29 protein-coding genes are annotated in these 26,381 nt (G+C 59.3%); 17 read left to right on the top strand and 12 right to left on the bottom strand.

Features of this window, described 5'->3' with window-relative positions:
- Positions 1-3 precede the first annotated feature (3 nt).
- The 7 genes from HW450_RS02690 to HW450_RS02660 are packed head-to-tail and all read left to right on the top strand — an operon-like array spanning position 4 to position 5,820.
- A complete protein-coding gene (locus tag HW450_RS02690; RefSeq protein ID WP_182386487.1) occupies positions 4-1,581 on the top strand; it encodes an ABC transporter family substrate-binding protein in 1,578 nt (525 codons plus the stop codon).
- A complete protein-coding gene (gene mshB / locus HW450_RS02685) occupies positions 1,578-2,474 on the top strand; it encodes an N-acetyl-1-D-myo-inositol-2-amino-2-deoxy-alpha-D-glucopyranoside deacetylase (protein WP_182386486.1) in 897 nt (298 codons plus the stop codon). Before HW450_RS02690 ends, mshB begins: the two co-directional genes overlap by 4 nt.
- Positions 2,475-2,506: 32 nt before the next feature.
- The gene (locus HW450_RS02680) at positions 2,507-2,875 is read left to right on the top strand and encodes a hypothetical protein (protein WP_182387292.1); all 369 of its coding nucleotides are present in this window, start codon (positions 2,507-2,509) and stop codon (positions 2,873-2,875) included.
- Positions 2,876-2,935: 60 nt separating this feature from the next.
- Positions 2,936-3,259, top strand: coding sequence for a ferredoxin (fdxA, locus tag HW450_RS02675; RefSeq protein WP_182386485.1), 324 nt, complete (start codon positions 2,936-2,938; stop codon positions 3,257-3,259).
- Entirely contained in the window at positions 3,259-4,374 is a 1,116-nt protein-coding gene (gene dapC, locus HW450_RS02670; protein WP_182386484.1) for a succinyldiaminopimelate transaminase, read from the top strand. The genes fdxA and dapC overlap by 1 nt, the downstream gene beginning before the upstream one ends.
- Positions 4,346-5,227: a pseudouridine synthase gene (locus HW450_RS02665; protein ID WP_232843305.1), complete on the top strand. Its 882-nt coding sequence runs from the start codon at positions 4,346-4,348 to the stop codon at positions 5,225-5,227. Before dapC ends, HW450_RS02665 begins: the two co-directional genes overlap by 29 nt.
- Before the next feature lie 44 nt (positions 5,228-5,271).
- A complete protein-coding gene (locus tag HW450_RS02660; RefSeq protein WP_232843304.1) occupies positions 5,272-5,820 on the top strand; it encodes a GtrA family protein in 549 nt (182 codons plus the stop codon).
- A 79-nt stretch (positions 5,821-5,899) separates the two neighbouring features.
- Here the strand turns inward: HW450_RS02660 and HW450_RS02655 are convergent, their stop codons facing one another.
- The 5 genes from HW450_RS02655 to HW450_RS02635 all read right to left on the bottom strand — a co-directional run bounded on the left by HW450_RS02655 (position 5,900) and on the right by HW450_RS02635 (position 10,743).
- A complete protein-coding gene (locus HW450_RS02655; protein ID WP_182386483.1) occupies positions 5,900-6,382 on the bottom strand; it encodes a hypothetical protein in 483 nt (160 codons plus the stop codon).
- Positions 6,383-6,384: 2 nt separating this feature from the next.
- Positions 6,385-6,603, bottom strand: coding sequence for a helix-turn-helix transcriptional regulator (locus tag HW450_RS02650; protein ID WP_182386482.1), 219 nt, complete (start codon positions 6,601-6,603; stop codon positions 6,385-6,387).
- A 177-nt stretch (positions 6,604-6,780) separates the two neighbouring features.
- Positions 6,781-8,157, bottom strand: coding sequence for an amino acid permease (locus tag HW450_RS02645; RefSeq protein ID WP_182386481.1), 1,377 nt, complete (start codon positions 8,155-8,157; stop codon positions 6,781-6,783).
- Between the two features lie 137 nt (positions 8,158-8,294).
- On the bottom strand, positions 8,295-9,665 hold the full coding sequence (locus tag HW450_RS02640; protein ID WP_182386480.1) for an amino acid permease: 1,371 nt from the start codon (positions 9,663-9,665) through the stop codon (positions 8,295-8,297).
- Between the two features lie 139 nt (positions 9,666-9,804).
- The gene (locus tag HW450_RS02635) at positions 9,805-10,743 is read right to left on the bottom strand and encodes a DapH/DapD/GlmU-related protein (RefSeq protein ID WP_182386479.1); all 939 of its coding nucleotides are present in this window, start codon (positions 10,741-10,743) and stop codon (positions 9,805-9,807) included.
- 136 nt (positions 10,744-10,879) lie between these two features.
- On the opposite strand from HW450_RS02635, the gene HW450_RS02630 reads away from it, so the two are divergent.
- The 6 genes from HW450_RS02630 to HW450_RS02605 all read left to right on the top strand — a co-directional run bounded on the left by HW450_RS02630 (position 10,880) and on the right by HW450_RS02605 (position 14,927).
- Complete coding sequence (locus tag HW450_RS02630) at positions 10,880-11,707, top strand: LOG family protein (protein WP_182386478.1); 828 nt, start codon at positions 10,880-10,882, stop codon at positions 11,705-11,707.
- On the top strand, positions 11,708-12,580 hold the full coding sequence (gene folP, locus HW450_RS02625) for a dihydropteroate synthase (RefSeq protein WP_182386477.1): 873 nt from the start codon (positions 11,708-11,710) through the stop codon (positions 12,578-12,580).
- Positions 12,577-13,347: a glucosyl-3-phosphoglycerate synthase gene (locus HW450_RS02620; protein ID WP_232843303.1), complete on the top strand. Its 771-nt coding sequence runs from the start codon at positions 12,577-12,579 to the stop codon at positions 13,345-13,347. Before folP ends, HW450_RS02620 begins: the two co-directional genes overlap by 4 nt.
- 36 nt (positions 13,348-13,383) lie before the next feature.
- Positions 13,384-13,686, top strand: coding sequence for a DivIVA domain-containing protein (locus tag HW450_RS02615; RefSeq protein WP_182386476.1), 303 nt, complete (start codon positions 13,384-13,386; stop codon positions 13,684-13,686).
- Positions 13,687-13,817: 131 nt separating this feature from the next.
- Positions 13,818-13,985, top strand: a complete 168-nt coding sequence (locus HW450_RS02610) for a DUF3117 domain-containing protein (RefSeq protein WP_182386475.1) — start codon at positions 13,818-13,820, stop codon at positions 13,983-13,985.
- A 75-nt stretch (positions 13,986-14,060) separates the two neighbouring features.
- Positions 14,061-14,927 carry a methyltransferase domain-containing protein gene (locus HW450_RS02605; protein WP_182386474.1) on the top strand — a complete coding sequence of 289 codons (867 nt, stop codon included), beginning with the start codon at positions 14,061-14,063 and terminating at the stop codon, positions 14,925-14,927.
- 11 nt (positions 14,928-14,938) lie between these two features.
- On the opposite strand, the gene HW450_RS02600 is transcribed toward HW450_RS02605, so the two are convergent.
- Positions 14,939-16,408, bottom strand: coding sequence for a GH32 C-terminal domain-containing protein (locus HW450_RS02600; protein WP_182386473.1), 1,470 nt, complete (start codon positions 16,406-16,408; stop codon positions 14,939-14,941).
- Positions 16,409-16,589: 181 nt separating this feature from the next.
- Positions 16,590-17,762 carry a glycogen synthase gene (glgA, locus tag HW450_RS02595; RefSeq protein WP_182386472.1) on the bottom strand — a complete coding sequence of 391 codons (1,173 nt, stop codon included), beginning with the start codon at positions 17,760-17,762 and terminating at the stop codon, positions 16,590-16,592.
- Between the two features lie 193 nt (positions 17,763-17,955).
- Here glgA and glgC point away from each other — a divergent pair, with 193 nt between their 5' ends.
- Positions 17,956-19,173: a glucose-1-phosphate adenylyltransferase gene (gene glgC, locus HW450_RS02590; protein WP_407926292.1), complete on the top strand. Its 1,218-nt coding sequence runs from the start codon at positions 17,956-17,958 to the stop codon at positions 19,171-19,173.
- A gap of 617 nt (positions 19,174-19,790) precedes the next feature.
- Here the strand turns inward: glgC and HW450_RS02585 are convergent.
- A complete protein-coding gene (locus tag HW450_RS02585; protein WP_182387282.1) occupies positions 19,791-20,420 on the bottom strand; it encodes an O-methyltransferase in 630 nt (209 codons plus the stop codon).
- 260 nt (positions 20,421-20,680) lie between these two features.
- Here HW450_RS02585 and sigE point away from each other — a divergent pair, with 260 nt between their 5' ends.
- From sigE to tatB, 3 genes are read left to right on the top strand one after another with little or no spacing between them, the layout of a single operon-like run.
- Complete coding sequence (sigE, locus tag HW450_RS02580) at positions 20,681-21,316, top strand: RNA polymerase sigma factor SigE (RefSeq protein ID WP_182386471.1); 636 nt, start codon at positions 20,681-20,683, stop codon at positions 21,314-21,316.
- Positions 21,317-21,376: 60 nt separating this feature from the next.
- The gene (locus HW450_RS02575; protein ID WP_407926291.1) at positions 21,377-21,796 is read left to right on the top strand and encodes an anti-sigma factor family protein; all 420 of its coding nucleotides are present in this window, start codon (positions 21,377-21,379) and stop codon (positions 21,794-21,796) included.
- A gap of 45 nt (positions 21,797-21,841) precedes the next feature.
- Positions 21,842-22,303 (top strand): Sec-independent protein translocase protein TatB, encoded by a 462-nt coding sequence (tatB, locus tag HW450_RS02570; RefSeq protein ID WP_182386470.1) that lies wholly within the window; start codon positions 21,842-21,844, stop codon positions 22,301-22,303.
- On the opposite strand, the gene HW450_RS02565 is transcribed toward tatB, so the two are convergent.
- From HW450_RS02565 to HW450_RS02550, 4 genes are read right to left on the bottom strand one after another with little or no spacing between them, the layout of a single operon-like run.
- On the bottom strand, positions 22,300-23,316 hold the full coding sequence (locus tag HW450_RS02565) for an FAD-dependent oxidoreductase (protein WP_182386469.1): 1,017 nt from the start codon (positions 23,314-23,316) through the stop codon (positions 22,300-22,302). The two genes, tatB and HW450_RS02565, sit on opposite strands and share 4 nt — an antisense overlap.
- A 2-nt stretch (positions 23,317-23,318) precedes the next feature.
- Complete coding sequence (locus HW450_RS02560) at positions 23,319-24,452, bottom strand: Mrp/NBP35 family ATP-binding protein (protein WP_182386468.1); 1,134 nt, start codon at positions 24,450-24,452, stop codon at positions 23,319-23,321.
- Between the two features lie 11 nt (positions 24,453-24,463).
- On the bottom strand, positions 24,464-25,060 hold the full coding sequence (locus HW450_RS02555) for a DUF1003 domain-containing protein (protein WP_182386467.1): 597 nt from the start codon (positions 25,058-25,060) through the stop codon (positions 24,464-24,466).
- Entirely contained in the window at positions 25,053-26,357 is a 1,305-nt protein-coding gene (locus HW450_RS02550; protein WP_182386466.1) for a magnesium transporter MgtE N-terminal domain-containing protein, read from the bottom strand. Before HW450_RS02550 ends, HW450_RS02555 begins: the two co-directional genes overlap by 8 nt.
- Positions 26,358-26,381 lie beyond the last annotated feature (24 nt).

The following is a 26,381-nucleotide window of genomic DNA, read 5'->3' as shown; positions in this document are numbered from 1 at the left end:
GTGATGATTCGACGTAGCGCAGCCCTGGCCCTTGCGATGATGCTGGCCGGGTGTTCCGCGCAGCCAGGCCCCGCCCCGGTGCAACCCGAGGATGAGACCAAGGGCAGCGTCACCGTGGTGCCCGAAGTACCGGTGGAAAAGAAGAACCGCAACGAAATCATCGTTGGGATTGACCCCATCCACAATGGGCTGAACCCGCACCTTGTTTCCGACGATTCTGCCTTCGTGCAGTCCCTGGCCCGGCTGGTGCTGCCCAGCGCATTTAACGACGGCGCCATGAACCGCGACCTTCTAGAGAGCGCGCGGGAAATCCCTGCCATCGGTGGCGCAGCACAAACCGTCGAATACCGCATCGCTCCGGAGTCCCAATGGTCCGACGGCTCCCCCATCACCGGTGCAGACTTCCAGTATCTGTGGCACAACCTGGCACACCAACCCGGTGTCATCAACCGGGCCGGCTACCAGCAGATTAAGGAAATCACCACCGCGGAAGGCGGGAAATTGGTGACGGTTTCTTTCAGCAATAAGGTCGAGGACTGGCAAAGCCTGTTCACCAACTTGCTGCCGAGCCACCTGTTTTCCGTCGGCACTGAATCTTTCGATCGGGTTCTCGCCACCACCGTTCCCGCTTCGGCCGGGCGGTACATGGTTCGTAGCGTGGATCGACGCCGGGGAGTGATCGAGCTGGCACGAAATGACAGGTTTTGGGGCGAACGCCCAGCCGACGTGGAACTGCTTACCTTCCGGGAAATCGGTTCGGTGTCCAATATCATTGAAATGATGCGCAATAAGCAGCTCAGCTTCGCACACATCACCCCAGCTGAAACCACGATGGACGCGCTCACCTTAGCCGGAGGAGTGCAGACCAGGGTGGTAGATCGGGATTCTTACCTCACGGCAACCTTCAACTCGGTGGCTCTGCCTGATGCGGCGGATCGAAAGGCCGTGGCGTCCCTACTGGATGTGCCACTGCTCGCTCGTCTCGCTGCTGGCCGTTCCGCCGATCTCGGTGTGGCAGAAGGACAGCCGAAACCAGCCGGTGACCCGGAGAAACTTCGGGAGCTAGGGCGCCCGATTCGTATCGCGGTGGACCCAGCGGACGAAACCGCCCGATCTGCAGCCTCTGCTATTGCCGACATGCTTCGCTCCCATTCCATCCCCGCGGACTTGGTGCAAAGCGACATGGCTGACATCACCGCAAAGAAGGTTCCTGCTGGTGAGGTAGACGTCGTAGTCTCGTGGCAGCGGAAGAAAACCGATGTGGCCACTGTAGCGAGCACCTACCTCTGCCCAGGGCCGGATGCGATCGCACGAGCAACGCTCACCGGCTGGTGTGATGCCGGGACCGACGCCGAACTGCTCGCAGGCTTGGCCGGGCAACGATCCAAGGAAGATATCCTCCAGCTCGCCGGTCAGCTGAATGAGGAGCAGCTCCTCGAGGTGCCCATCCTGGTGGATCGCAGGGTAGACATTCTGGGGTCCGGAATTGTGGGGCCTGCCCCGCGACTGGAAGAATGGCCCACGATGCCGGCGGCGTCCGTTATCGCGACCGCGCACGAGTGGAAAGACGACAAACAATGATCCGTGACCTGGTAGGGCTGCGCGTTGTAGCAGTACATGCGCACCCCGACGATGAAGCCATTTGGACTGGTGGGGCGCTCGCCGAGCTGAGCCAGCGCGGCGCCGATGTCACTGTGGTGACCTGCACCTTGGGTGAACAAGGTGAGGTCATCGGCGAACCCTTTGCCCAGTTGGTAGCAGATCAGGCAGATCAGCTGGGCGGTTTCCGCGTTGCCGAGCTAGCCGCCTCCCTCGCTGCGCTCGGGGTGCGCGGATACTTCCTCGGTGGCGCTGCACGATGGCGCGATTCCGGCATGATTGGGGACCCAGCCAACGACGACCCCCGCGCGTTCCTCCGTTCCGGCGAGCAATCGCAGCAGCAGCTCACCGCGCTTTTCGACGCCCTTCGCCCCCACCTCGTGCTCACCTACGGGCCCGATGGTGGCTACGGCCACCCGGACCACATTCGCACCCACGAGATCACCCACGGGGCGGCCGCGCAATGCCAGGAGCCACCGCAGCGGATCATGTGGGCCGTGACCAGCCGGGAGCCGTTGACTGCGGGGCTGGCGGACATCGCCTCCATCCCACCAGGCTGGCGGCGGGCTGTGGACGGTGAGCTTGCGTGCGTCGATAAGCATGACGTTGAGCTGCAGCTTTCCGACGCCACCTACGCGGCCAAGGCGTCGGCAATGCGGGCCCACCCCACGCAGCTGTGGCTTGCCGACGGCACCGTCTCCCCAGTCAACCCTGTCGCAGCGCACGCCACGTTAGCGTCAACGGATCGGGCAGGCCTGGTCTTTGCACTCAGCAACCTCATCGCCCAACCACTGTTGCGCACTGAGCACTACCAGTTAGGGCTTGGCACAGAGATCACCGATCGGTCCGATATGACAGCGGGGCTCACGTGGTAGAACAACAAGGTTTCACCTACACCGACCACTCCATGGGGGAGAAGATTCTCGGGCTGTTCTGGCTCAGTCTCGGTGCGCTACTCAGCGTAGTACTGGAAGTGGTGTACCTCGGCACCTGGATCACCCTGCCCGACGGCAGCGCAGTGGCGTTCCCGTACCCGATTCTTATAGCCTTCTTGTTTAACGGAGTGCTCACCAAGACCGCCCGGCTCTGGACATCCAACATGGGGGGATACCTCGTTCCCCTGACCGTGTGGATCCTCGGTTTTCTTGCCCTGACTTTCTGGGTGAGCATTTCTGGGGATACTCTAGTGGGGGCGAATCCTCGGAGCCTCGGGCTGCTCGCAGCCGGACTCGCCGGGGGCTTGTGGCCACTCATGCGACCCCAAGTGGCACAATAGAGCACATTGATTACCTCCCCACACTGGGTGGGGACCATCGTCGAAAGAATGTAGAACCCGATGACTTACACCATTGCGCAACCTTGCGTCGACGTCATGGACAAAGCATGCGTCGAAGAATGCCCAGTTGACTGCATCTACGAAGGCAAGCGCTCCCTGTACATCCACCCCGATGAGTGCGTTGACTGCGGTGCCTGCGAACCAGTGTGCCCAGTGGAAGCAATCTTCTACGAGGATGACGTGCCAGACGAGTGGATTGACTACAACGACGCCAACGCCGCCTTCTTCGACGAACTCGGCTCTCCAGGCGGCGCCGCCAAGCTCGGCCCACAAGACTTCGACGCTGAGCTCGTTGCTAAGCTCCCACCGCAGGTCAACGACTAATGTCAACCCGCCCGCGTGATGTCCTAGGCCGCCGACTGCCCGAGTTCCCTTGGGATACGCTTTCCGCCGCCCGTGAGCGCGCGTCCCAGCACCCCGAGGGCCTCATCGACCTGTCCATCGGCACCCCGATCGATGACGTCGCGCCGGGTATCCAATTGGCCCTCGTCGGTGCCGCCGCTTACCCCGGATACCCGCCCACCGAGGGGATTGCTGGGTTGCGGGAAGAAATCGTCTCTTGGCTGGACCGTCGCTACGGTGTGTCTGGGCTCAGCCCGGATCATGTCCAGCCGGTGGTGGGAACAAAGGAAGCTGTGGCCCTCACCCCGCTGATGCTGAGTATTGGCGCTGGCCACACTGTGGTCATTCCCGAGGTGGCGTACCCAACCTATGAGGTGGCCGCCCTCACCGCGGGTGCCGAGGTCGTGCGGGCAGATTCCCTGACGAAGCTGGGGCCGATGACGCCGTCGCTCATCTACCTCAACACGCCTGCCAACCCGACCGGTAAAGTGCTCGGACTCGAACACCTGAAAAAAGTAGTGTCCTGGGCCCAGGAACGTGGCGTGATCGTAGTATCCGACGAGTGCTACATCGGTCTCGGCTGGGATGATGGCAACCCGCCGGTATCGATCTTGGATCCGCGCGTTAACGAGGGGAACCTCACTGGGCTTCTCGCGTTGCATTCGCTGTCGAAGTCCTCGAACCTCGCGTCCTACCGCTTCGGTTTCTTCGCGGGGGACCCCGCACTCATCGCTGAGCTGCGCCTCGCCCGCAAGCACCTGGGCCTGATGGTGCCGCACGCTGTTCAGCACGCTGCGCTCGCTGCGCTGCGTGACGACGAGCAAGAAGCCCTCCAAAAGCTGCGCTACGCCAAGCGTCGCGCGAAGCTGATGCGCGCGCTTATCGACGCCGGCTGCACCATCACCGATTCCGAAGCCGGACTCTACCTGTGGGCAACCCGCGGCGAACCAGGGCGAGACACCGTCGCATGGCTCGCCGAATACGGCATTTTGGTGGCGCCGGGCGAATTCTACGGCCCCAAGGGAAACGATTACGTGCGCGTTGCACTGACCGGCTCAGACGAAGCCATTGACGCCGCCTGCGCACGCCTTGGCTAAGGCCCCCATCCCGGCGCGAGACGGGATTTCACCGCTGCGCGTAGTGTTGCGCTCAGTGGTGCCCTCCGATCGCACCTACTACGCTGGTGCTTCCGGGGACAGCGGGTTTGCATTCGGATCCGTGCTGGAACCGGGTACAGTGCTGCCAAAACCGACCCCTGCCTGGTATCACGAAGAAGTCCCGCCCGAGGATCCCATTCCGTTCCAGGAAATTCCGGTGTTTCAGGGGTGTGGGCTTATGGTCGTCGATAAGCCCGCGTTTGTGCCAAGCACCCCCAACGGCCGTCTCGTGCGGGAAACTGTGCAAACCCGACAGCGCGTAGCCACCGGAAATGATGACATCGTGGCCGTGCATCGCCTCGACCGCCTCACGTGCGGGCTGCTGGCGCTGTCCACATCTGCTGAAACCCGCGGGTTCTACCAACAGCAATTCGCTCATCGACATGCCAAGAAACGCCATCGGGCGGTGGTATCCGGCCACCTGCCCTTGGGGACAGAATGGCAGACCTTCGAACTGCCAATGCTGAAAGTGAAAGGGGAGCGGCAAGTGCGCGTGGACACCCGTGGGAAAAAGACCGTGACGAGGGCGCGGCTGTTACAGGACCACCTGGTGGAACTTGAACCACTGACCGGACATACCCATCAACTGCGGGTGCTGTGCTCGCATCTAGGGGCACCGATCGACGGGGACGATACCTATCCGATAGACAAAAGGCTGCAACTTGATAACTTTTCAGACACGCTCAAACTCTGCGCCACCCACCTTGAACTGGACTTATGGGGCGGTGTGGGGCGCGGGGTGTGGACTTCGCCACGTCTTGTCGAATCGGGTTTCTGGGCAAGCACCGAGTAAGATTGTGCAGATTAGCCCTGTCAACATATTAGAAGAGTTACGTTGTGCTTAGTGAACGTCTGAGGACGAATACTCGTCAGTTCATCAAATTCGGCATCGTCGGCGGCTCAGGAGTACCCGTCAACCTACTGGTGGCGTACCTCGCCCTGAAAATCTCCGTATTCTCTGGCGGGCCGGACTACCACGAAGCCGTGCTCGGGATCCCCGGCACCCCCTTCAATATCCGTGGCTTCCACGTATTTCAAGCCATCGCCTTCCTCGTAGCCAACATGTGGAACTACCAGCTCAACCGCACATGGACATTCGGCGGACTGGAAAAACGCAGCTGGCTACGCGGGTTCTTCCCCTTCCTCACCACAGGGCTGCTCGCCCTGCTCGTGCAAATGGCAGTCTCCACACTCATGCTCAACCCAACGTCACCACTGGCACTCCCAGACTTCCTCGATGACTCCTCAGGGCTGAAAAACCGGTTCTACTGGGCACAAGCGATCTCCATCCTGGTGGCCATGCCGGTGAACTTCATCATCAACAAGCTATGGGCGTTCCGGACAAAGAAACCGACGCATGTAGTCATCGAAGCCGATCCTAGATAGGAGTGCGTGCCGGATTTGGTGATGCAAAATGACTTTTTCGGAGGATTTTCGTCAGTTTGCGTTACCAAATCCGGCATCGTTAGTCCTCTAACTCGCTTTCCAAGCGCCGCTGATCGCGCTTTCGCAGCCATCCTGTGTACAGCGGGGTGATGAGCATTACGGCCACAAATCCAGCAATTGCGCCGGTGACCGTGCCGTTGGCGTAGAAGGGGGTGCCAGCGTTGTTTGAGATGAGCGAGGCAAGCCACACCACGATAACGGCCACTATGAAGGCCCATTCCCAGCTCCAGAGGTGCCTAAAGTTGCTGAGTTTAGGATGTGGGACTGTTCGGCTGAGCCACTTAGTGCTGGTGAAGGTGCCAATTGAGATGGGGATTAACGCGAGGAATGAGAGGTAGGCCTGTCGGCCGTCGAGAAGCCAGGCGAGCAGTGGTGCCATGGCCAGGCTGAGGTAGTTGGTCCAGTACATGCCCGCCGTGGCGGATTTGTGCAATTGGGCGCGCTCAAATTCGTCTGTGTAGAAGCTTTCGGCGCGGGCGATAATGTGGTCATTGATTGTCATTTTTAGCTCCTTTCCTGTTCGCGTCCAAAGACGCGTTCAACTGTTTCACCAAGTACGTGGCAGATATCAAGAGCTAGGTGTACGGAAGGGGAGTAGTTGCCCCCCTCGATATTGGCGATTGTTTGTCTGGATACTCCCACCTGTTTCGCAAGTTCCGCTTGTGATAGCTCGTTCCAACGGCGGAGTTTGCGAACCATGTTGGAGTTAAGTTCTTCTCCCATAATGGCTCCTTTCGTTTTCCAAGTGTAAAGAAAACTAGACATTATGGCAAGGGGGTAGGCGTAAAAAATCCACCCCAGAGAGGGAGGAGAGCAGGGTTGGGCTGCGGAAATAGAGCGTACCGATGGGACTTCTAAGCGCTGAAAAATCCCATACGTACGCTCGATTTCGCACCCTAACTATTTACGGGCCCACGGTGACGCGCCCTGCACCTTGGCATTGACGACCGATGCGATAAAGAGGCCGGTGAACATGATTGCGGCAGAGGTTAGCTGGACGCGGGCAGTGGCGTCGCTAAGCATCAGCGCAGCAAGTGCGGCCAGCGCAAGTAGCGTGACCCACGTCAGCCACGGGTATGCCCACATGCGCACCTTCAAATCGAAGCGCCGTTCAAGCTCAGGGCGCAGTCGCAGCTGGGACACAGCGATAAAAGCCCACACGATGAGCAATGACGCGCCCGCAGAGTTCAGCATGAACCCGAGCAACCAGCCCGTATCGATGTAATTCAGCACCACCATCACGACGCTCAGCACAATAGACAAAATGATGGCAGGAAGCGGGACATTGGCGCCAGAAGTGCGCGCAAAAAGCTCCGGAGCCTCGCCCCGCTTCGCCAGCGAGTACAGCATGCGTGAGCTGGCGAAAATCTGGGCGTTAAACGCGGACAGCAACGCCAGGACGATCACCACTTCCATCACCATCGCGATCCCAGGGATGCCCGCCAGCTCCAGCACCTGCGTGAACGGGCTTTCCGCCGCGCCTTCCGCCGCGCCTAACGACGACCATGGCAGCAAAAACGTAATGACCAGCACAGATCCGAGATAAAACACCGAGATTCGGGTAATAGTCGTTTTCACGGCATTGACGAGCGAGTGCTCGGGGTCCTCGGACTCGGCAGCTGCAATAGCGACGACCTCAATACCGCCAAACGCAAACGCTACCGCCAGGATTGCCGTGGCGACGCCGCCGATGCCGTTGGGAAGAAAACCATCTGCCAAAAAGACCTGCGTGCCCACCATTTCGTTGCCGGGAATGATGTGAAGGATCAAGCCAAGGCCAATCGCTAAGAACACCACCAGCACGGCCACCTTAATAAAAGCGAACCAGAACTCGAACTCGCCGAAGGCGCGCACCCGCAGCAGATTGATGACCGCAAAAAACACCACAAACACAGCAGCCGGGATCCAAGGCTCCACCCCGAACCAGGAACCAACCAGGGCGGAGGCGCCGGTTAACTCCGCGCCGAGCACAGCAATGGTGGCGAGCCAATAAATCCACCCTTGTACGAATCCAGCCCAGCGCCCGATTCCCATCTCCGCATATTCGGAAAAGCTACCGGAAGCTGGCACAACCGAACCGATTTCACCGAGCATGCGCATGACCAGCACAGCGAGCGAACCAGCGAACATGTAAGCAAGTAGCACGGCCGGACCGGCAGCCTTAATCCCTACGCCCGAGCCAAGGAACAATCCTGCACCAATGGTGGAGCCAAGGCCCATCATGGTGAGGTGCCGGACTTTCAGCCCGTTGCCTAGGGATGGCGCAGAAGAGTGCATAGTTCGCTAACTTTCATGATCGCGGGGACGTGAGGTGATGTGACACCACATGTGCAGTGTAAAGGGTGAGCTTCGGGCACGAAAAGGCGGGTCCAACATGTAAAAAAACTGTTGGACCCGCGAAGTGGGGAGAAGAACTAAATTTTGTTCTTGTTGCGCGTGGTGAAGCTCAATGCCACCAGCACCAAGGTCACGATGGTGACGGAGGTGATTTGGCCACGTGCGGACTCATCAAACAACATCAACACGGTCAGGCCGATCAGTGCGATGACAGTCAGCCATGGCAGGGCTGGGAAACCCCACATCCGTACGCTGAGCTCGCCGTTGGCTTCCATCTCGCGGTGCAACCGCAGGTGGCTAAAGCAAATCATGAGCCAGATGACGATCAAGCAGCCGCCAACAGCATTGAGAAGGAACGTGAGCAGACCAGCTGGGTTCCAGTACTGTAGGCCAACAGACGCGAAGGCAAAGACCATGGAGAGCAACACGGCGTTGTTAGGAACCTTTGCGGCGTTGAGCTTGGCGAAGAACGCCGGAGCATCCTTCTTCTCTGCCAAGGCGTACACCAGGCGGGAGGTGGCGTAGATCTGAGCATTGAATGCCGAGAGCAGCGCCAGGACGATGACGGCTTCCATGATCTGAGCGATACCAGGAATGCCAGCCTGCCCCAGGATGATAGTGAATGGGGACTCCGCAGCGGTCTTTGCGCCGCCGATTTCGTCGTACGGTAGCAGGAAGCAAATCGCGAGCACAGAGCCGAGGTAGAACAGGGAGATACGCCAGATCACGGAACGCACCGCGGTGCCGATTGCTGCAGAAGGGTTTTCGGATTCCGCAGCGGCAATGGTGACAATTTCGATACCGCCGAACGCGAAGGCAACTGCCAGCAGGCCCGCGGCAACACCGGTGATGCCGTTCGGCATGAAGCCGCTGTCACCAATAAAGTTCTTGGTTCCCACAAACTCGGTGCCTGGGAGGAGCCCGAAAATCATCAAGACCGAGATCGCCAGGAACACGATAATGACGGCGACCTTGATAAAAGCGAACCAGAACTCAAACTCGCCGAAGCCACGCACCTGCATGAGGTTCACGACGGCGAAACCCACCACGCAGACCAGGGCGGGAATCCACGGGTCAACGCCGAACCAGCTACTCATGATGGCGGCAGCTCCGGTCATTTCGGCGCCCATCACCATCACAAGCATGAACCAGTACAGCCAGCCGAGGGTAAAGCCAGCCCAGTGGCCGAAGGCCATTTCGGCGTAGGTGGAAAAGGATCCGGATGCTGGGCGTGCCGCGGCCATTTCACCGAGCATCTGCATCACGAAGATAACGATGATGCCTGCTGCAATGTATGCAAGCAAGACTGCAGGGCCGGCAAGTTGAATGCCCACGCCGGTGCCCAAAAACAGGCCGGCGCCAATCGCCGAGCCGAGGCCCATCATTGTGAGATGGCGGGTCTTTAGCCCGTGACCCAAGTCAGTTTTAGTGCGTTCCGCAATTGTCATGTCTTAACTATTCCGTGCGTGCATAACATTCACCAACTTGAGTATTAAAAACCCGCGAAAAACGAGACAAACTGTCCCATTTTCCCCAAATTTAGGGGTGATGGGGCGCGCAGAAATGAAAACCAGGGTAATGGAGCAGCTAAGGAGTTATTTGGCGAGCCACCGGTTCTGGGTGGTGCGCTTCCCTGAGGATCATCCAATTATCCTGGCCAGCGATGCTGCTGGCCGGAGCGATGGAATCAGTGTCTGGGAAGTATAGGCTGGTAACCGGTTCGATGATCAGGTTCGTGCCGATATGACAGTTATTGCCCAGGTCAACACCGATTACGCCACTAGCCACCCCGAACGTGCAGCCCTTACCTACCCGGAGAGGGTGGCGTTTGCCATCCTTATCCTTCAAGCCCATCAACACTGCGCTCAGCTCGATGGTGCAGTCCTCGTCAATAACGACCGACGACGACACACGGCCCTCGATGCGCGCGGGCCCCAGCGAACCCGCGTTAAAAGAGACGAAACCTTCGCGCAGTACCGAGGTGCCCGGCGCGAGGTAAGCGCCCAGCCGGACCCGCTCAGCTTCCGCGATACGGATCCCAGAAGGAACAACATAATCGACCATGCGAGGAAGCCTGTCCACGGCGTAAACGTGAATCAAGCCACGGGACCGCAGCGCGCGACGGACGTATTCAAAGTTCGTGGGAAGGCAGGGGCCCTTGTTGGTCCACACCACAGTAGCCAAAATCCGCAGGGAGCCTTCCATGTTCATCTTTCCGGGTTCCACCAGTCGGTGGGAGAGCAGATGAAGGCGAAGGTATACGTCGTGGGCGTCCACTGGAGGCTTCGTTAGGTCCGCGATCCGCGTCCGAACAGCTACCTGCTCCACCATGCGATCTTCATCTATTCCCACCAGAGACAGCATCTTTGGTGTGAGATCCTGAGCTCCGAGGCGAACGGTGTCCGATTCTGGCACATTATTTTTCGGCCAACGCTTCAGCTGGGGTGCCGGGTACCAGGTATCAAGAACCGTACCGTCGGCTGCGATGTTTGCAATTCCGTCTGCCAATGCGCCCACAATCGTCATATGTCCAGTCTAAAGGGTATTGCGCAAAAGCATGTATCGAGAGCGATGAATGGTGGTTCGGCAAGCAAAGGATGCTGAAAACCACTAGCGTCGAATACTGACAAAGTGAACAACGATGCACTGAAAGAGGTTCATAGTGGCGCCCAGCAAGACCCCGAACGAGGATAAGAAGCGTATGCTGCGCGGCCCGGTGTTGTTGCGGCATGCTGGGCCTCAGGAAAGTACTACGGACCAGCGGCTGCTGGACCAGCAGCACAATATTGACTGGCTGCACACCGATCCTTGGCGAGTGCTGCGTATTCAAAGCGAGTTCGTGAGCGGTTTCGGTGCGTTGGCTGAGATGCCACTGGCTGTGACTGTGTTCGGTTCGGCCCGCATTAAGGAAGATCACCCGTACTACGAGCAGGGGCAGCGCCTGGGTGAGGAGTTGGTCAAGGCTGGCTACGCAGTCATCACCGGTGGTGGACCAGGATTGATGGAGGCTCCGAACCGTGGTGCTTCGGAAGCGGACGGGCTATCGGTGGGCCTGGGCATTGAGCTTCCGCATGAGCAGGCTCTTAACGCCTGGGTGGATTTGGGCTTAAACTTTCGGTACTTCTTCGTCCGTAAGACGATGTTCCTGAAGTACTCGCAGGCGTTCGTGTGCTTGCCGGGCGGTTTTGGCACGCTCGACGAGCTGTTTGAAGCGCTGTGCATGGTGCAGACCGGCAAGATCACTAACTATCCCATCGTGCTGATCGGCACCGAGTTCTGGGGCGGACTAGTGGAATGGATCAAGGATCGCCTGATCGGTGAAGGAATGATCAGCGACAAGGACACGGATTTGTTTGTGGTGACGGATTCCGTGGAGGAAGCCATCGAGTTCATCGTCGATGAGCATGAGCACTTGCGACAGGGAGAGCCAGCCGTGGGTGGGCAGGCCTCCGAGGCCTCAGAGGTCGCTGCAGGGATGAGCAACGCTTAGATGAAGCCTCATGTGAGATCCGGGTTCGCTGATCCCGCACGCCCGGAGTTAGCGGTGGTCATGGCGATCGTGAATAGAACCCCCGATTCCTTTTACGACAAGGGTGCGACGTTTGCCGTCGATAAGGCAGTGCAAGCGGCGGTGGCGGCGGCTGAGCAGGGCGCGCGCATCATTGACATCGGCGGGGTGAAGGCGGGGCCAGGGCCGCTTGTCGACGCCGCAGCGGAAATCGATCGAGTTGTCCCCTTGATCGCAGAGCTGCATCAGCGCTGCCCAGGGGTAGCGATCTCCGTGGATACTTGGCGCAGTGAGGTTGCGGACTGCGCCATCGCCGCGGGCGCCACACTAGTCAATGACACGTGGGCTGGGCACGACCCAGAACTGGTAGCAGTAGCGGGGCAACACCGAGTGGGGTACGTCTGTTCGCACACCGGTGGCGCGATCCCACGCACCCGCCCGTACCGCGTGCATTACGACGACGTGGTGGCCGACGTGATTGCGGAAACCACCCGCCAGGCCGAACGTGCCGTGGCCTGTGGCGTGCCCGAAAACCTGGTGTTTATCGATCCCACCCACGATTTTGGCAAGAACACGTTCCATGGCCTGGAGCTACTGCGGCGCATCGACGAGATCGTAGCTACTGGGTGGCCTGTGTTGATGGCGCTGTCGAACAAGGACTTTGTGGGTGAGACTGTGGGACGGGACGTGAGCGAGCGGGTCCCCGGGACTCTCGCGGCTACCGCCTGGTCAGCGGCCCGTGGCGTGGCGGCGTTCCGGGCACATCAAGTAAAGGAAACCATTGACGTGATTCATATGACTGGCGCCATCGCTGGGATTGTGCCCCCGAAGCGCACCATCCGAGGTCTGGTGTGAACGAACTTCTGGCGCGCACGAGCGTGGTCATTCCAGCGCTGAATGAAGAAGCGACAGTGGGGGAGGTGGTGGCTTCCGTTCGTGCCGACGATCCCTGTGAGGTACTCGTGATCGACTCCGATTCCACCGACCGCACCGCACACGTAGCAGCGCAGGCGGGGGCTACGGTGTTGAATTGGCGCGACATCCTGCCTCAGATCCCACCGGTTCCGGGAAAAGGAGAGGCGCTTTGGCGAGGCGTGGCGGCGGCGCGTGGCGAGTTCATCGCATTTGTGGACGCTGACTTGATCCAGCCACGTGCCCACCTGGTGCGTGACCTGGTACAGCCCTTCGCCAACCCCGAAATCCAGCTGGTGAAAGCCCGTTACGAGCGCGGGTTTCATGGCGCCCGAACTGGCGGCGGCCGGGTCACCGAACTGGCCGCCAAGCCCTTGCTCCGGCAGCTGTTTCCGGAATTGGCTGGCATTGCCCAACCCCTATCTGGGGAATATGCGATTAGGCGGGACATCGCCAGGCAGCTGCCGTTCACCGCAGGTTATGGCGTGGAGGTGGGGATCCTACTGGACGTCGCGCAGCTGCGCGGGGTAGCGGCAATAGCTCAGGTTGATTTGGGAGCCCGGCACCACCGGAATCGGCCCCTTGCTGAGTTGGCGCCCATGGCGGACGTGGTGGTGGCCACGGTGCTGTCACGGGTGCCCGGTCTGCGTGAGGAAGTGCTCACACCTGCTCAGTGCCCCGAGCAGCGCCCACCCCTTGCTACGCTATGACGAATAGCTGTTGTCGGACTGTGAAAGGTCGCCGTCGTGCTCGTGTGGATGTCGTACTTGGTGGGCTTGGCTGTTGTGGTCGCCGTGCTCACGGTGGTGTTCGGTAAGGCCTTTGGTCGGGGAGAAATCATGCCACCGTTGGTGGACAACCTTGACCTGCAAGAACTCAACAGAGAGGCCGTGGCCCAGCAGCAATATGATGTGGTGCGCTTCGATACTGTCCTGCGCGGGTACCGCCAGGACCAGGTTGACGCCGTATTGGAGCAGCTCATTACCCAACTAGATGAGGCACGGGCCGAGCTTGCCACAGCGACTAAAAAACCAGGGATTGTGCCATAGTTTTAAATTCCGTGAGTGATAATAGGGCAGGGACCTGGTGTTTTTAATTTCACCTAACTCACGGCAGTGTGTTTTGAACTAGGATGGTCAGTTAAGGACACACGCTTTTAAAGAATAGGAGCTGACTCATCGTGGCAGCCATGAAGCCAAGGACAGGCAACGGTCCGATGGAAGCGGTCGAAGAAGGCCGGAAGATCGTAATGCGTATTCCAACTGACGGTGGCGGCCGCCTGGTGGTCGAACTTAACAAGGAAGAGGCAGCCGAGCTTGGTGCGTTGCTCGTAGAGGCTTCCAGCTAACTTTTCCCTGTCGTGACACCACGCCTGTTTTCGTGGTGTCTTTTTTATTCCCATGCTTTAACGAAAGGTGCGCAGATGCTGCGTGACATCATCGACATTCTTGCCGACCCGACCGACGGCACCGACCTGCAGCTTACCGACGACGATCGCCGCGTCATTTCGACCAGCGGCCATAGCTTTGATGTTGCCCGCCAAGGGTACGTGTCGTTGATCGCGGGCGAAGGCCTGAAACATACCGGTGATGATGCAGCGATGGTTCAGTCGCGGGAAACGTTCCTGTCTCGGGGGCACTTTGCCCCCTTCGTGGAAGCTGTCTCCGAGCATATCCACCAGGTGCTTGACGACGCAGGAGTATCGGATGACCACCACCCGGTGATCGTCGAAATTGGTGCCGGTACCGGCTACTACCTAGCGCATGCCCTGGATGATGTGGCGGATTCGCGTGGCGTCGGCATCGACGTTTCCGTACCTGCAGCAAAGCACCTGGCTAAGTGTCACCCACGCGTGGGGGCCGTGGTTGCTGATGCGTGGCAGCGCCTGCCGATCCGGGACAACTCAGTTGATGTCATTACTGTTATTTTCGCGCCGCGCAATCCGCAGGAGTTTGCCCGGATCCTCCGCGAAAACGGCGAGGTGATCGTGCTGACCGCTCATCCCGGCCACCTGGATGAGCTGCGCGAGCCACTGGGGATCATTGGCGTGGAAGAAGGAAAAATTGACCACTTGCTGGAGAAGTCCCAGGGGTTCCTGACCCGGGTGGGGGAGGACACCCTCATTGAATTCCCCATGGAGCTGGACCGTGACTCCATTGCGGCGCAGATCGGCATGAGCCCTTCTGCGCGACACATTGAAAAGGAGGAACTGGCCCGCAGGATCGCGAAGCTGCCGGACAAGATGACTGTGACGGCCAAAGCGCAGATCACCCGCCTGCGCCGGGCCTAGGGACAGACGAGTTAGTTGTCCTCGCCGGGGAAGGCTGGCTCAATGCCGTGAATCTTCGGTGCTTCGAGCGGGAAGATCGCGGTTTCCTGCTCGATGACCGCTTCGCCCACGACTGTCACCTGGAAATCGACGATGCGGGACTGCGCGTAGAGGCGACTTGCCATGGTCATCGCACCGCCGTCGGCGTACACCTCCACGGCTGAACCGTCCACGATGATGGTTAGCGCATCGGTGTCCGCGGCGATCAGTGGACCTTCTGCGATGTGATCCCCGGTGTGGTGGGGATTCATTGACCGGTCAAAAGTAAGCAGGTCTCCCTGATGCGCAATGACCGCGGCGGTGCGGCCTTGGTCGTCGATAAGCGCGACGCGTACCTCAGCATTGGTGGCGGAGGTATCGATGAGTCCGGTGTACATGCAGGCGCGATCGGAGCTGCGAATGGCAGTCGGTAGGCCTGGGGCGGGGGTTTGATAAATCAGTCCGTCCTGCAGGGTGGCTACGCGTGGCAGGGTGAGGCAGTTGGCCCAGCCCTCTTCGGTGAGGCTGAGGTGTTGGCTCGGGTCGTCGTAGCGCCCGATTCCGTTCATTAGCCCGAAAAGGTGCGCGGAGGTGTAGTCGGGGGTTTCAGGGATGTCCGGCAAGGCAATGTTGGTATTGCGTGGCCGGGTGAAATCGTGGCCGAAATCCAGGCGCGTGAACGGGGTTTTTACCTGGAAGGTTGTGCCCTTGAGTCGGCCAATGAGGTAGCCGGAAATGTCAATGCCTTCGTGCTCGATAGTGACGAGGAGAGCGTCGTACACCGTGCCGTCGACTTCGTCCTGCAAGCGGATGATACGTGGGCTGACTAGTCGCTCTACCGCCTCCAGGCCGGAGGTACCGTCGAAGGTCAGTGGTCCCCGCAAATTCCAGTCCCGGCGGTCGTAAGAATCCAGCACAACCAACTGAGGATGATCTTGATGACCCGTCACAGCGAGCATCAGCCATCCCTTCAAGGGCTCTCCGGACACCTCATCGAAGTCCCACCGCGGGACAACGCACGGGGAGCGGAAATCATTGAACTCACCCTGGTTGCCAACGACCTGCCCCACGCGACGCACGTGCTTATCGACGGCCAAAGCGTCATCCGAGATGTCTTCCAGGGTATCGTCGATATCCTCAATGACCGCTGCGTGAATGGAGGTTCCCGTTGGGGTGATCGAGGTGAAGTACAGCTCCACCGCGCCACTGCGGGTACCGATGACAGCTCCCGCGCGCAGCTGCACTTCCCCCTCTTCCGGTGCGAGGGCGTCATCGCAGATGTCCCAATCGAACGGCAACCGGTCCGCAAACTGGTGCGCCCACCGTGCCGGAGCATCCAATTGTGGTTGGTACTGGTGGAACATGTGCCAATGGTCACCGCTGCGGAGCACACCAGCAGGGGCGTTCAAAATGCCCTGCTCAGCGGTGATGTGCAGTTCTGGACGGTGGGTGTAGTAAGTCATTGGCTTTCCTTCGATTGCCGGGGGAGGGATTGCACGTGAAGCAGCTAGATTGTGTGACGCCACTTGCTAGACACAACCAGCGTACCGATTTCTCCGTCGGAGGGGCGGGTAGCGACAAGTGGCGACAGCATAAACCGGCCGGATTGAAAGGATCCGACCGGAAATGGAGGCGCGATGCGTCTTACATCAGTGACTTGTACACATCCACGGTCTGCTGGGCGATGGTGGCCCAAGAGAAATCATTGACAGCGCGGTCACGACCGGCCTGGCCCATCTTCTGGGCGTTGTCGCGATCAACAACCATCTTGTTCACAGCCTCTGCGATGCCGCGCTCGAAACCATCCGGGTCAGACTCGTCGTAGTGGACCAGCGTGCCGGTGGTGCCATCGACCACAACCTCCGGAATACCTCCAACATCGGAAGCCACCACAGCAGTGCCACACGCCATAGCCTCCAGGTTCACGATGCCGAGCGGTTCGTAAATGGAAGGGCAGACGAAAGTATCAGCGGCGGTGAGGATCTCCTGGATCTTGTCCTTCGGCAGGAACTCTTGAACCCAGAAAATGCCGTCGCGCTGTGCTTGGAGTTCTTCGACCAACGCCTTCGTTTCTGCAGCAATCTCCGGGGTATCCGGTGCGCCGGCGCAGAGAACAAGCTGGACACCGTCGTCGAAAAGCTTAGCGGCCTTCACCAGGTGCCCCACGCCCTTCTGCCTGGTGATACGGCCGACGAATGCGACAATCGGACGTTCAGGGTCCACACCCAGCTCCTTGAGAACAGACTGTGGGTTCTCTTCGAACGTCGGGCGAGGCTGCCACAACTGCGTATCAATGCCGTTGAGCACGATTCGGACCTTGTCGGGCTCGATACGAGGGTAGGCGTCGAGGATCGCGTCCTTCATGCGGGCCGACACCGCGATCACTGCGTCGGCGTACTCCATCGCATTCTTCTCCGACCACGAGGACACCTCGTAGCCACCGCCGAGCTGCTCACGCTTCCACGGGCGATGTGGCTCCAACGAGTGCGCAGTGGCAATATGCGGGATGTCGTACAAACGTGCAGCCAAGTGGCCACCAAGCCCCGCGTACCAGGTGTGGGAGTGAACAACGTCCACATTGCTTGCAGCATTAGCCATCCGCAGGCCAGTAGACAAGGTCTGAATGGATGCGTTGGCATCCTTAAGTTCCGGGTCAACGCCGTGAACGAAAACGTTCGCCTCATCACGGGGAGCCCCCATGCAATGCACATCCACCTCGGTGATCTCACGCATGTAGCGGGTGAGCTCAGCAATATGTACACCCGCACCGCCGTAAATCTCCGGTGGGTATTCCTTGGTCATCATTCCAACTCGCATACTTTCGAATGTAGCCATTTGCCCGGTTACCCGCAGCGTGTGAGATTTGGGGACTCCAAATGGGGGCGATAACCCCACATTAGGCCGAATGAATAATTAAATATGAAATCATTTTCCCTGCTCAGGGGGTTTTGTGGGGAAAAACTTCTCTGTGCCACTGCAGAAGGTGGTGAATGTAGATACGTTGGAATATGTGAGAACTCAACCCCATGTATTAGCAATCGTTCTCGCTGGTGGCGAGGGCAAACGTCTGTTTCCGTTGACTGCGGACCGAGCAAAGCCGGCAGTACCATTCGGTGGCACCTACCGACTCATCGATTTCGTGCTGTCCAACCTGGTCAACGCAGGATTTATGCAAATCTGCGTCCTGACCCAGTACAAGTCGCATTCCCTTGACCGGCACATCTCCCAATCCTGGCAGCTGTCCGGACTTACCGGCCAATACATCACCCCAGTACCTGCACAGCAGCGCCTGGGCAAGCGCTGGTACACCGGCTCGGCCGACGCTATCCTGCAGTCGCTGAACCTTATCTACGACGAAAACCCGGATTACGTCATTGTGTTCGGTGCCGATCACGTCTACCGCATGGATCCGCGTCAGATGCTCGATGACCACATCAAGTCTGGCAAGTCCGTCACCGTCGCCGGTATTCGCGTGCCACGGGAAGAAGCAACGGCCTTCGGCTGCATTCAGTCCGACGAAGACGGCAACATCACCGAATTCCTGGAAAAGCCTGCTGACCCACCCGGCACCCCGGATGACCCAACCATGACGTACGCGTCCATGGGTAACTACATCTTCACCACGGATGCCCTCATCGCGGCGCTCACCGCCGACGAAGACAACGAGGACTCCGACCACGACATGGGTGGCGACATCATCCCGTACTTCGTGGACAAGGGCGAAGCGAACGTTTACGACTTCTCCGCCAACGCCGTCCCAGGCTCCTCTGACCGCGACAAGGGCTACTGGCGTGACGTAGGTACCATCGACGCCTTCTACGAGGCGCACATGGACCTCATCTCCGTGCACCCGGTGTTCAACCTGTACAACCGCAAGTGGCCTATCCACTGCACGGAAGACGGTAACTTCCCACCAGCGAAGTTCGTCCAAGGCGGCATCGCACAGTCCTCCATGGTTGCCTCCGGCTGTATTATTTCCGGCGGCACGGTGCGCAATTCGGTGCTGTCGAACAACGTCATCGTGGAGGAAGGCGCCACCGTGGAAGGTGCCGTTCTCATGCCAGGCGTGCGCGTGGGCAAGGGAGCTGTGGTTCGCCACGCCATCCTGGACAAGAACGTCGTAGTTTCCGAAGGCGAATTCATCGGCGTTGACCTTGAGCGTGATGCTTCCCGCTTCACTATCTCCGCTGGCGGAGTGGTTTGTGTCGGAAAGAACCAGCGCGTCTAGAATTCTCACACTTACGCAGCGCCACCCCATTCTTTGCAGTGGGGTGGCGCTGTTTTTAGGGTTAAGTAACACAATGTGTGCCCGGGCGCACATTGTGTTACTTAACCTTGCAAAACCCGGGAAGTGTTCCCCGGGTTTCAGTGAACTTTTAAGGCTTCACGCCTGCTATTTCACTGTTTTTGGCCCGAGATCCGGGGAATGTTTCCCGGGTTTTAGCAAGAAACTTCAGGGGCCGTGGTCAGAGCCCCCAGGGGTGAAGTAACAACACAAAAATGCCCGCCCGGGCACACATTTTGTCCCTAAACCCAAAAAATGTATTCGACCGACGTGTGGTTGTCGGGACACCATTGTTTCGATCGGTTCTGGTTCCGTTGTGGTGCTGGTACGTGGTTCGGGGAGCGTTTTAAAGGGACGAACTTTCCAGGTGGAATAGGACGCACCATCGGATGTGGATCGGTTAGTAGAGAATTTGAAAAGGAAAAGGCGCCACAACAGGGGCGAGGCTGGCTTTGCTCGAACTTTTTACCAAATGTTTTAGCTGGCGCTCGCCCTGAGAAGTGGGGAGCAAAAGCTGTGTTGCCGGCCAGTAACCGTGACGTGGCTACTAGCTAACATGGCTAGCGCTTGGTAACGATAGTCAGCCCAGCGCCCAGCGGGAGACGAGTAACCAGGGTGCCTGGCATCTCTCGTAGGTAAGCGTCAGTCTCCCGCGCTGCGACGGTGTCACGATCGGTGCGGGTGGCGTCGGCAAGCGTGCCGTCGAGCAAGGAATCCGCGAGCACCAGGACGCCACCTGAAGCGAGGAGTGGCCAGGCAGCGTCAACGAAGGCGCGCTGATCGACGGGCGCTACATCTCCGTACACGAATTGGTAGGAGTCGTTGGCTAGCCTGCCCATCACTTCGAGTGGTCGTGAGGGGAGGAAACGGAAGCTGGAGGACTTGTAGCCGGCTTCCTGGAAGCACGACTTTGCGTGGCGCTGATGCTCCGATTCGGGGTCGATGCAGGTCAGGTGACCGCTGTCGCCTAGTCCTTTCAAGAGGTACAAACCGATGACGCTGGCAGCTGGGGTGACCGCGATGGCTCCGGACGCAGCAGGGGTTGCGGCTCCTGCTGCAAGGGTGGCTAGCAAAGAGCCAGTGATTGCATCGGGAACCCGAAGTCCAAACTCCTCAGCGTGTTGGAGGGCAGTTTCCAATGCTGGGGTGGATTCGGTGGTGTCGAAGATGTAGGTTCGGAGGGCTTCCATCGCAGTTTCAGTCACGATGCTCAGTGTAGGTCGACGTGACCTGGTCGTGCGTGATTTTCGGGGCGTGTAACCACAAGTTGTGACAGTAGTAAATGGAAGTGGTGGAAGGGGAGATGTTGCGAAGCCGTGACCGTTCCTTCAGAGGTTTCTCAACTGAAACGGAACAAATTTTCACCTCAGGCGGTTATACATAATGACAGACGCGCCACCGTGAACCCACAAATTGGTGTTATGACAGAAAGATCAGGCACAATACTTCTATGAGCTCATTCGATTCCCCGGAGCTGCCCGGCGCAGCGCACACCGAGGAACCCGCACAGTTGACGGGCACCGCAGCGTTCGATGCTGGACACGCGGACATGCCAACATGGGCGGAACTGGTTGCGGAACACGCAGACAGCGTTTATCGCCTCGCGTTCCGGCTTTCCGGTAACCAACATGACGCGGAAGACCTCACTCAAGAAACCTTCATGCGCGTCTTCCGCTCGCTGAAGAGCTACCAGCCGGGCACGTTCGAGGGCTGGCTGCACCGCATCACCACCAACCTGTTTTTGGATATGGTCCGGCACCGCAGCAAAATCCGGATGGAGGCCTTGCCGGAGGACTACGAACGGGTGCCAGGCACCGACCTCACTCCGGAGCAGGCATACTCCGTTTCTAACCTGGATCCAGTTCTGCAGGCAGCGCTGGACCAGCTGAGTCCCGAGTTCCGCGTGGCGGTTGTGCTGTGTGACATGCTGGGGCTTTCTTACGACGAGATAGCCGATACCCTCGGCGTGAAGCTGGGAACTGTCCGCTCGCGGATCCACCGAGGGCGTTCGCAAATCCGAGCGTACCTCGAGCACGCGGCGATCACTGACGAAAATGCACAGCTGCTGTTGCCTGCGCACGTCTAGTATTGACACTAAGCGCAACAATCAGTTCTGTCAGGCGAGGAAGGAGGCGTTTTTCCTATGATTTCTCGCGCCTCACGGCCTCACAGGCGGTCCGGTAACAGCGCTGACAAAGCCTCGGAAAAAGCAGCTGAGAAGCCACGCGAGTTCGCATCCGTCGAGCACTTGAGCCCCGAGGCCGTAGCTGGGTTTGTTGACAATGAACTCAGCCCGGTGGCGATGAATCGGGCCCGGATTCACCTCGTGCACTGCCCGGAGTGCCGGGCCGAGGTGATGCAGCAGCGACGGGCGGCGCAGCGCCTCCGGGAAGTTGCTGATGAGGACATTTCAGTGCCCTCCACACTGATGGCGAAACTGACGTTGATCGCGCAAAGCTGCCCCGACGGTCCGGACGCAAAGGACATTGTGAACCCTAAGGGGGCGACGATCCTAGATCGCGTGGAGTTTTTCTACCGCGCGGTGCGTCGCAACCAACGCGGTTAGCAGCATGACACGACTTTTGGGTGAAAGCAGACTAAGGTTATAACAGTGTTTACCGATGTTGGCTGGGGCGAAATTTTCGTCATTTTTGTGATTGGTTTGATCGTGATCGGGCCGGAACGGCTCCCCAAGGTCATTCAGGATCTGCGCGCCGCGCTGTTGGCCGCCCGCACCGCAATCAATAATGCCAAGCAGGGGCTCAATGAAGAATTCGGCCCCGAATTTGATGACTTCCGTAAGCCAGTCCAAGAACTTGCCACGCTCACCCGGATGGGGCCACGCGCAGCACTGACTAAAACACTTCTCGAAGGCGACGATTCTTTCTTCGACTCCTTCGACCCAAAGAAAGTCATGGGAGAGGACACCGCCGGCAAAACTGAGCGAGCCCGGGCAGCGCTCTACAACACTGATCCCACACAGCAGACCACCCCGGAAACCACAAAAATTCAGCGCCCGGACCAGGGCGAAGACCCTAAAGCCGGCGGGTTCTCCTGGGCGGATATCACCTAAGCTTGCTCCATAATGTCCTTCGCTGCAGCCCGAGCGTAAGGACTTACCCCGAGGATCGTGTCTGCAGCTGGCCCAACCCAATCGCCGTAACCCACCACATGCATTCCCGGTGCGCCGACCACAGCGGTCCCGTTAAGCTCTAAGCGATAACCCCTTAGGTGGCGGAGAGCCGGCCGAAAACCCGTGCACCAAATAACCGCGTCTAGTTCGGTTTCGTGCCTATCGGCCCACACCGCGCTTGACGACGTCAGCCGCGCAAACATCTCCGTTGCCTGCAGCTTGCCCTGGTCCCGGGCTTCCTTCACGGCGGGCACCATGACGATATCCCCGAGGTCGGAAATCTTCGGTGACTCTTCCTCCACTGAGGAAATGTATCGGGAAGCGATGCTAAATAACTTTGCGCCGTCGTAGTCATCGGGGAGAAAACGAGGTGGCCGCAATGTACACCAGGTGACGTGAGCCTGGCCAAGGAGATCCGCCGCGATTTGGGCGCCGGAATTTCCCCCACCCACAACCGCAACCCGTTGATCTCGGAATTCCGTTGCTGTGCGGTAATTGCGGGAGTGGAGCTGCTTGCCGAGAAATAGTCGCTGACCTGGCACGCTGGGGACAAACGGCCGAGAGGCATTGCCGGTGGCATTGACGACGAAATTAGATTGAATCGATGTTCCAGTAGAGAGCTGGGTGGTGAAGGGGCCGGATCCGCTGGTTCGCAGCGCAGTTACTGGTCTGCGAATGTCGAAGCCGTAGCGTAGCTCGTAAGCAGTGAAATAGGCCACGATCTGCTCCGGTGACGGATAAGAATCCGGCGGAAGATCGAGTCGCCAGCCCGGGAGCGAGGAGATCCGAGCAGGGGAGAATAGCCGCAACGACTCCCAGGTGCGGTTCCAGGAGCCACCGGGAAAGTGTGTGGCATCGACGAGGACGGTGTGCAGCCCAGATCGGCGGAGGTAATAGGCCGTGGCAAGTCCAGCCTGCCCAGCGCCAATAATCAGGACATCACACCGTTCCATATCTACTTCGGAGTGACGCCCAACCCGAGTGTCTTACCTGCAATCGACTCGCGACGCTTGTGCAGCGCATCTGCGATCTTGTTGATCGCCAGGGCCGTGGGGGACTCAGGGGCGGCGATGACCACCGGGGTTCCTTCATCGCCACCGGTGCGCAGCGCGGGATCCAGGGGAACCTCGCCCAGCAGCGGTACCGTGGTGCCCGTGAGCGTAGATAGCCGCTCAGCCACCCGGGAGCCACCGCCTTCACCGAATACCGACATGGTGGAGCCATCCGGCAGCACCATCGCGCCCATGTTTTCAATCACACCGGCCACCCGCTGGTGCGTTTGCAACGACGCCGTACCAGCCCGCTCTGCCACTTCTGCGGCGGCCGCCTGTGGCGTGGTGACCACGAGCAATTCAGCGTTGGGCAGCAGCTGGCCGACGGCAATGGCAACGTCACCAGTTCCCGGAGGTAGATCCAGCAGCAAGATGTCCAGGTCTCCCCAGAACACGTCAGCCAAGAACTGCTGGATAGCGCGCTGCAGCATCGGACCACGCCACATCACTGGGGCGTTGCCCTCGGTGAAATGTGCAATCGAAATCATCTTCACGCCGTGCGCTTGCACCGGCATGATCATGTCATCAACCGCAGTCGGGCGTTCGTCGGTGCCGAACAGTCCGGGGATCGAGTGACCATAAATGTCAGCATCGACAATGCCGACCTTTAGCCCACGCTGGGCCAACGCCACGGCAAGATTAGCCGTCATGGAGCTTTTGCCTACGCCGCCTTTACCGGAGGCCACCGCGAATACTCGGGTGGTGGAGGACGGCTGGGCAAAAGGAATCTCCGGGGTATCAGCATGGCCGCGTAATGATGTGCGCAGCTCACGGCGCTGTTCGTCGCTCATCACGTCAGTGGTGACGGTAACAGCTCCGACGCCCGGAATCTCCTTGATAGCGGCCTCGGCGCCAGCTACGATCGTGTTCTTCATCGGGCAACCAGCGATGGTGAGGTAGATCTCTGTGCGAACATCCGCACCATCGACCTCAACCGACTTCACCATGCCCAATTCTGTAATTGGCTTACCAATTTCAGGATCGTCCACGCGGGCCAGCGCGGCACGAACATCGGATTCAGAAATCTTGTGGTTCACGGTTAGCTATCCTACCGCGATTCGTCATCGTCCTTATCCGCCAGGTCGCCGTGGCGAGGCTCGGAAAACTCCGAACCTGTGTACTCCGAACCCTCGTGTTCCCGGGCGATGCGGGCAGCTGACTCGTCGTCAAGCTTTGCCTCAATACGCTCGAGGAGGGCGTGCACGTCTTCGAGCTCGCGGCGCAGGTAGTCGCGGGTGACATTGTCACCGAGTGCCAAACGCACGCTTGCCAGCTCCCGCGCCAGGAACTCCGTATCCGCCTTCGTTTCCTCCGCGCGTCGGCGATCCTCGGCCAGCACCAAGCGGTCCCGGTCCTCCTGACGGTTCTGTGCCAACAAAATCAGTGGCGCAGCGTAGGCAGCCTGCGTGGAAAAGGCGAGGTTGAGCAGGATGAACGGGTACGGATCCCAGCTCCACCACCAGCCACCAACATTCAGGCCAATCCAAATAACAACAAAAACCGTCTGCCAAAACAGGTATTCACCCGTGCCGAAGAACCGGGCGACCTTCTCCGCGAAGGCGCCCACCGCGTCCGCATCGACACGGAACCGGCTCTTGCGAGCAGCGATGGACGGAGTATCCAGGTAGGAACGCTTATCAGTCATGGGCACCTCCTACAGGGCTCTTAGGGCTTTCAGGTCGCAGTCCGGTCTCACGCCAATCTTCGGGGAGCATGTGGTCCAGCAGGTCATCCACTGCAACCGCGCCGAGCAGGTGCTTGTCATCGTCCAGCACCGGGCCACACACCAGGTTGTACATAGCAAAGAACCGGGCTGCGGTCTCTTGGCTGTCATCTGCGTAGAGCGGCGGTAAATCCGGGTCAAGGATACCGCCGATCAGCGAGCTCGGGGGCTCACGCAGCAACTTTTGCAAGTGCACGCACCCCAAATATTTGCCCGTTGGGGTGGCTGTGGGCGGGCGAACCACAAAAATTAACGAACTCAAACTGGTGGGCAGCTCTGGATTTCGGGCCATCGCCAGCGCCTCCGCCACCGTGGTTTGCGGGGTGAGGATCAGCGGCTCGGGGGTCATGAGCGCGCCGACGGTGTCGGGGGAGAAGGTCATCAACCGTCGAACCGGCGCCGACTCCTCCGGATCCATCAGCTCGAGCAGGACGTCGGCTTTGGCGTCGGGAAGCTCTCCGAGCAGATCGGCGGCGTCGTCGGGGTCCATCTCCTCCAGCACGTCAGCGGCGCGTTCGATGTCGAGCGACTCAATGATTTCTGCCTGGTGATCGTCCGGCATTTCCTGGATGATGTCAGCCAGGCGTTCGTCGTCGAGTTCCTCAGCCACCTGATGGCGCTGCAACATGGACATTTCATGCATGACCGTAGCGATGTCGGCGGGGCGCATGTCATCGAATGAGGCGATGATCTCAGCTGTGGCGTCGGCATCACCAAAACCGCCGGCCGTCACGCCGAGGACGTGCGACCACGGCACCACATGCAGATCTGTGCGCCGCCCAAACTTCGGGCGCTCGCCAAACACCGCGAGTCGGGAGATCACCCAGTCGCGGGTGCGGGTACGCTCCAATTCCACGTCAGCGATCTCCACCGGGCGGCCGTGTAGGTGCTCCAGCTCTGGATCGTTGACCTGAATCTTCGCGCCGATCAGGTCGTGCATCACCGTGGACTCGCCAGCGCGCGGTTTGAACTGGCGCATCGACACGGAGCCAGAAACCAGCGTGATGTCACTGGGGTCAATGTTGGCCACGCGGAGCATCGGCACGAAAATACGCCGCTTGTTGGTTAGCTCCACCACCAACCCGAGCGCGCGGGACAACAGTGACGTAGGTCTGAGGCTCACCACGACATCGCGGACACGACCAATAGGTTCCGCGTCGGGACCACGGACAATCATGCCGTTGAGACGACCGGCGTACACGCGAGTTGAGGTGCTCATAGGGTGCCATTGTACTAGTGCAGC

Origin of the sequence: Corynebacterium hindlerae (assembly GCF_014117265.1) — a bacterium.
Lineage (GTDB): Bacteria > Actinomycetota > Actinomycetes > Mycobacteriales > Mycobacteriaceae > Corynebacterium > Corynebacterium hindlerae.
This window is presented reverse-complemented; position numbering and strand designations above follow the sequence as displayed.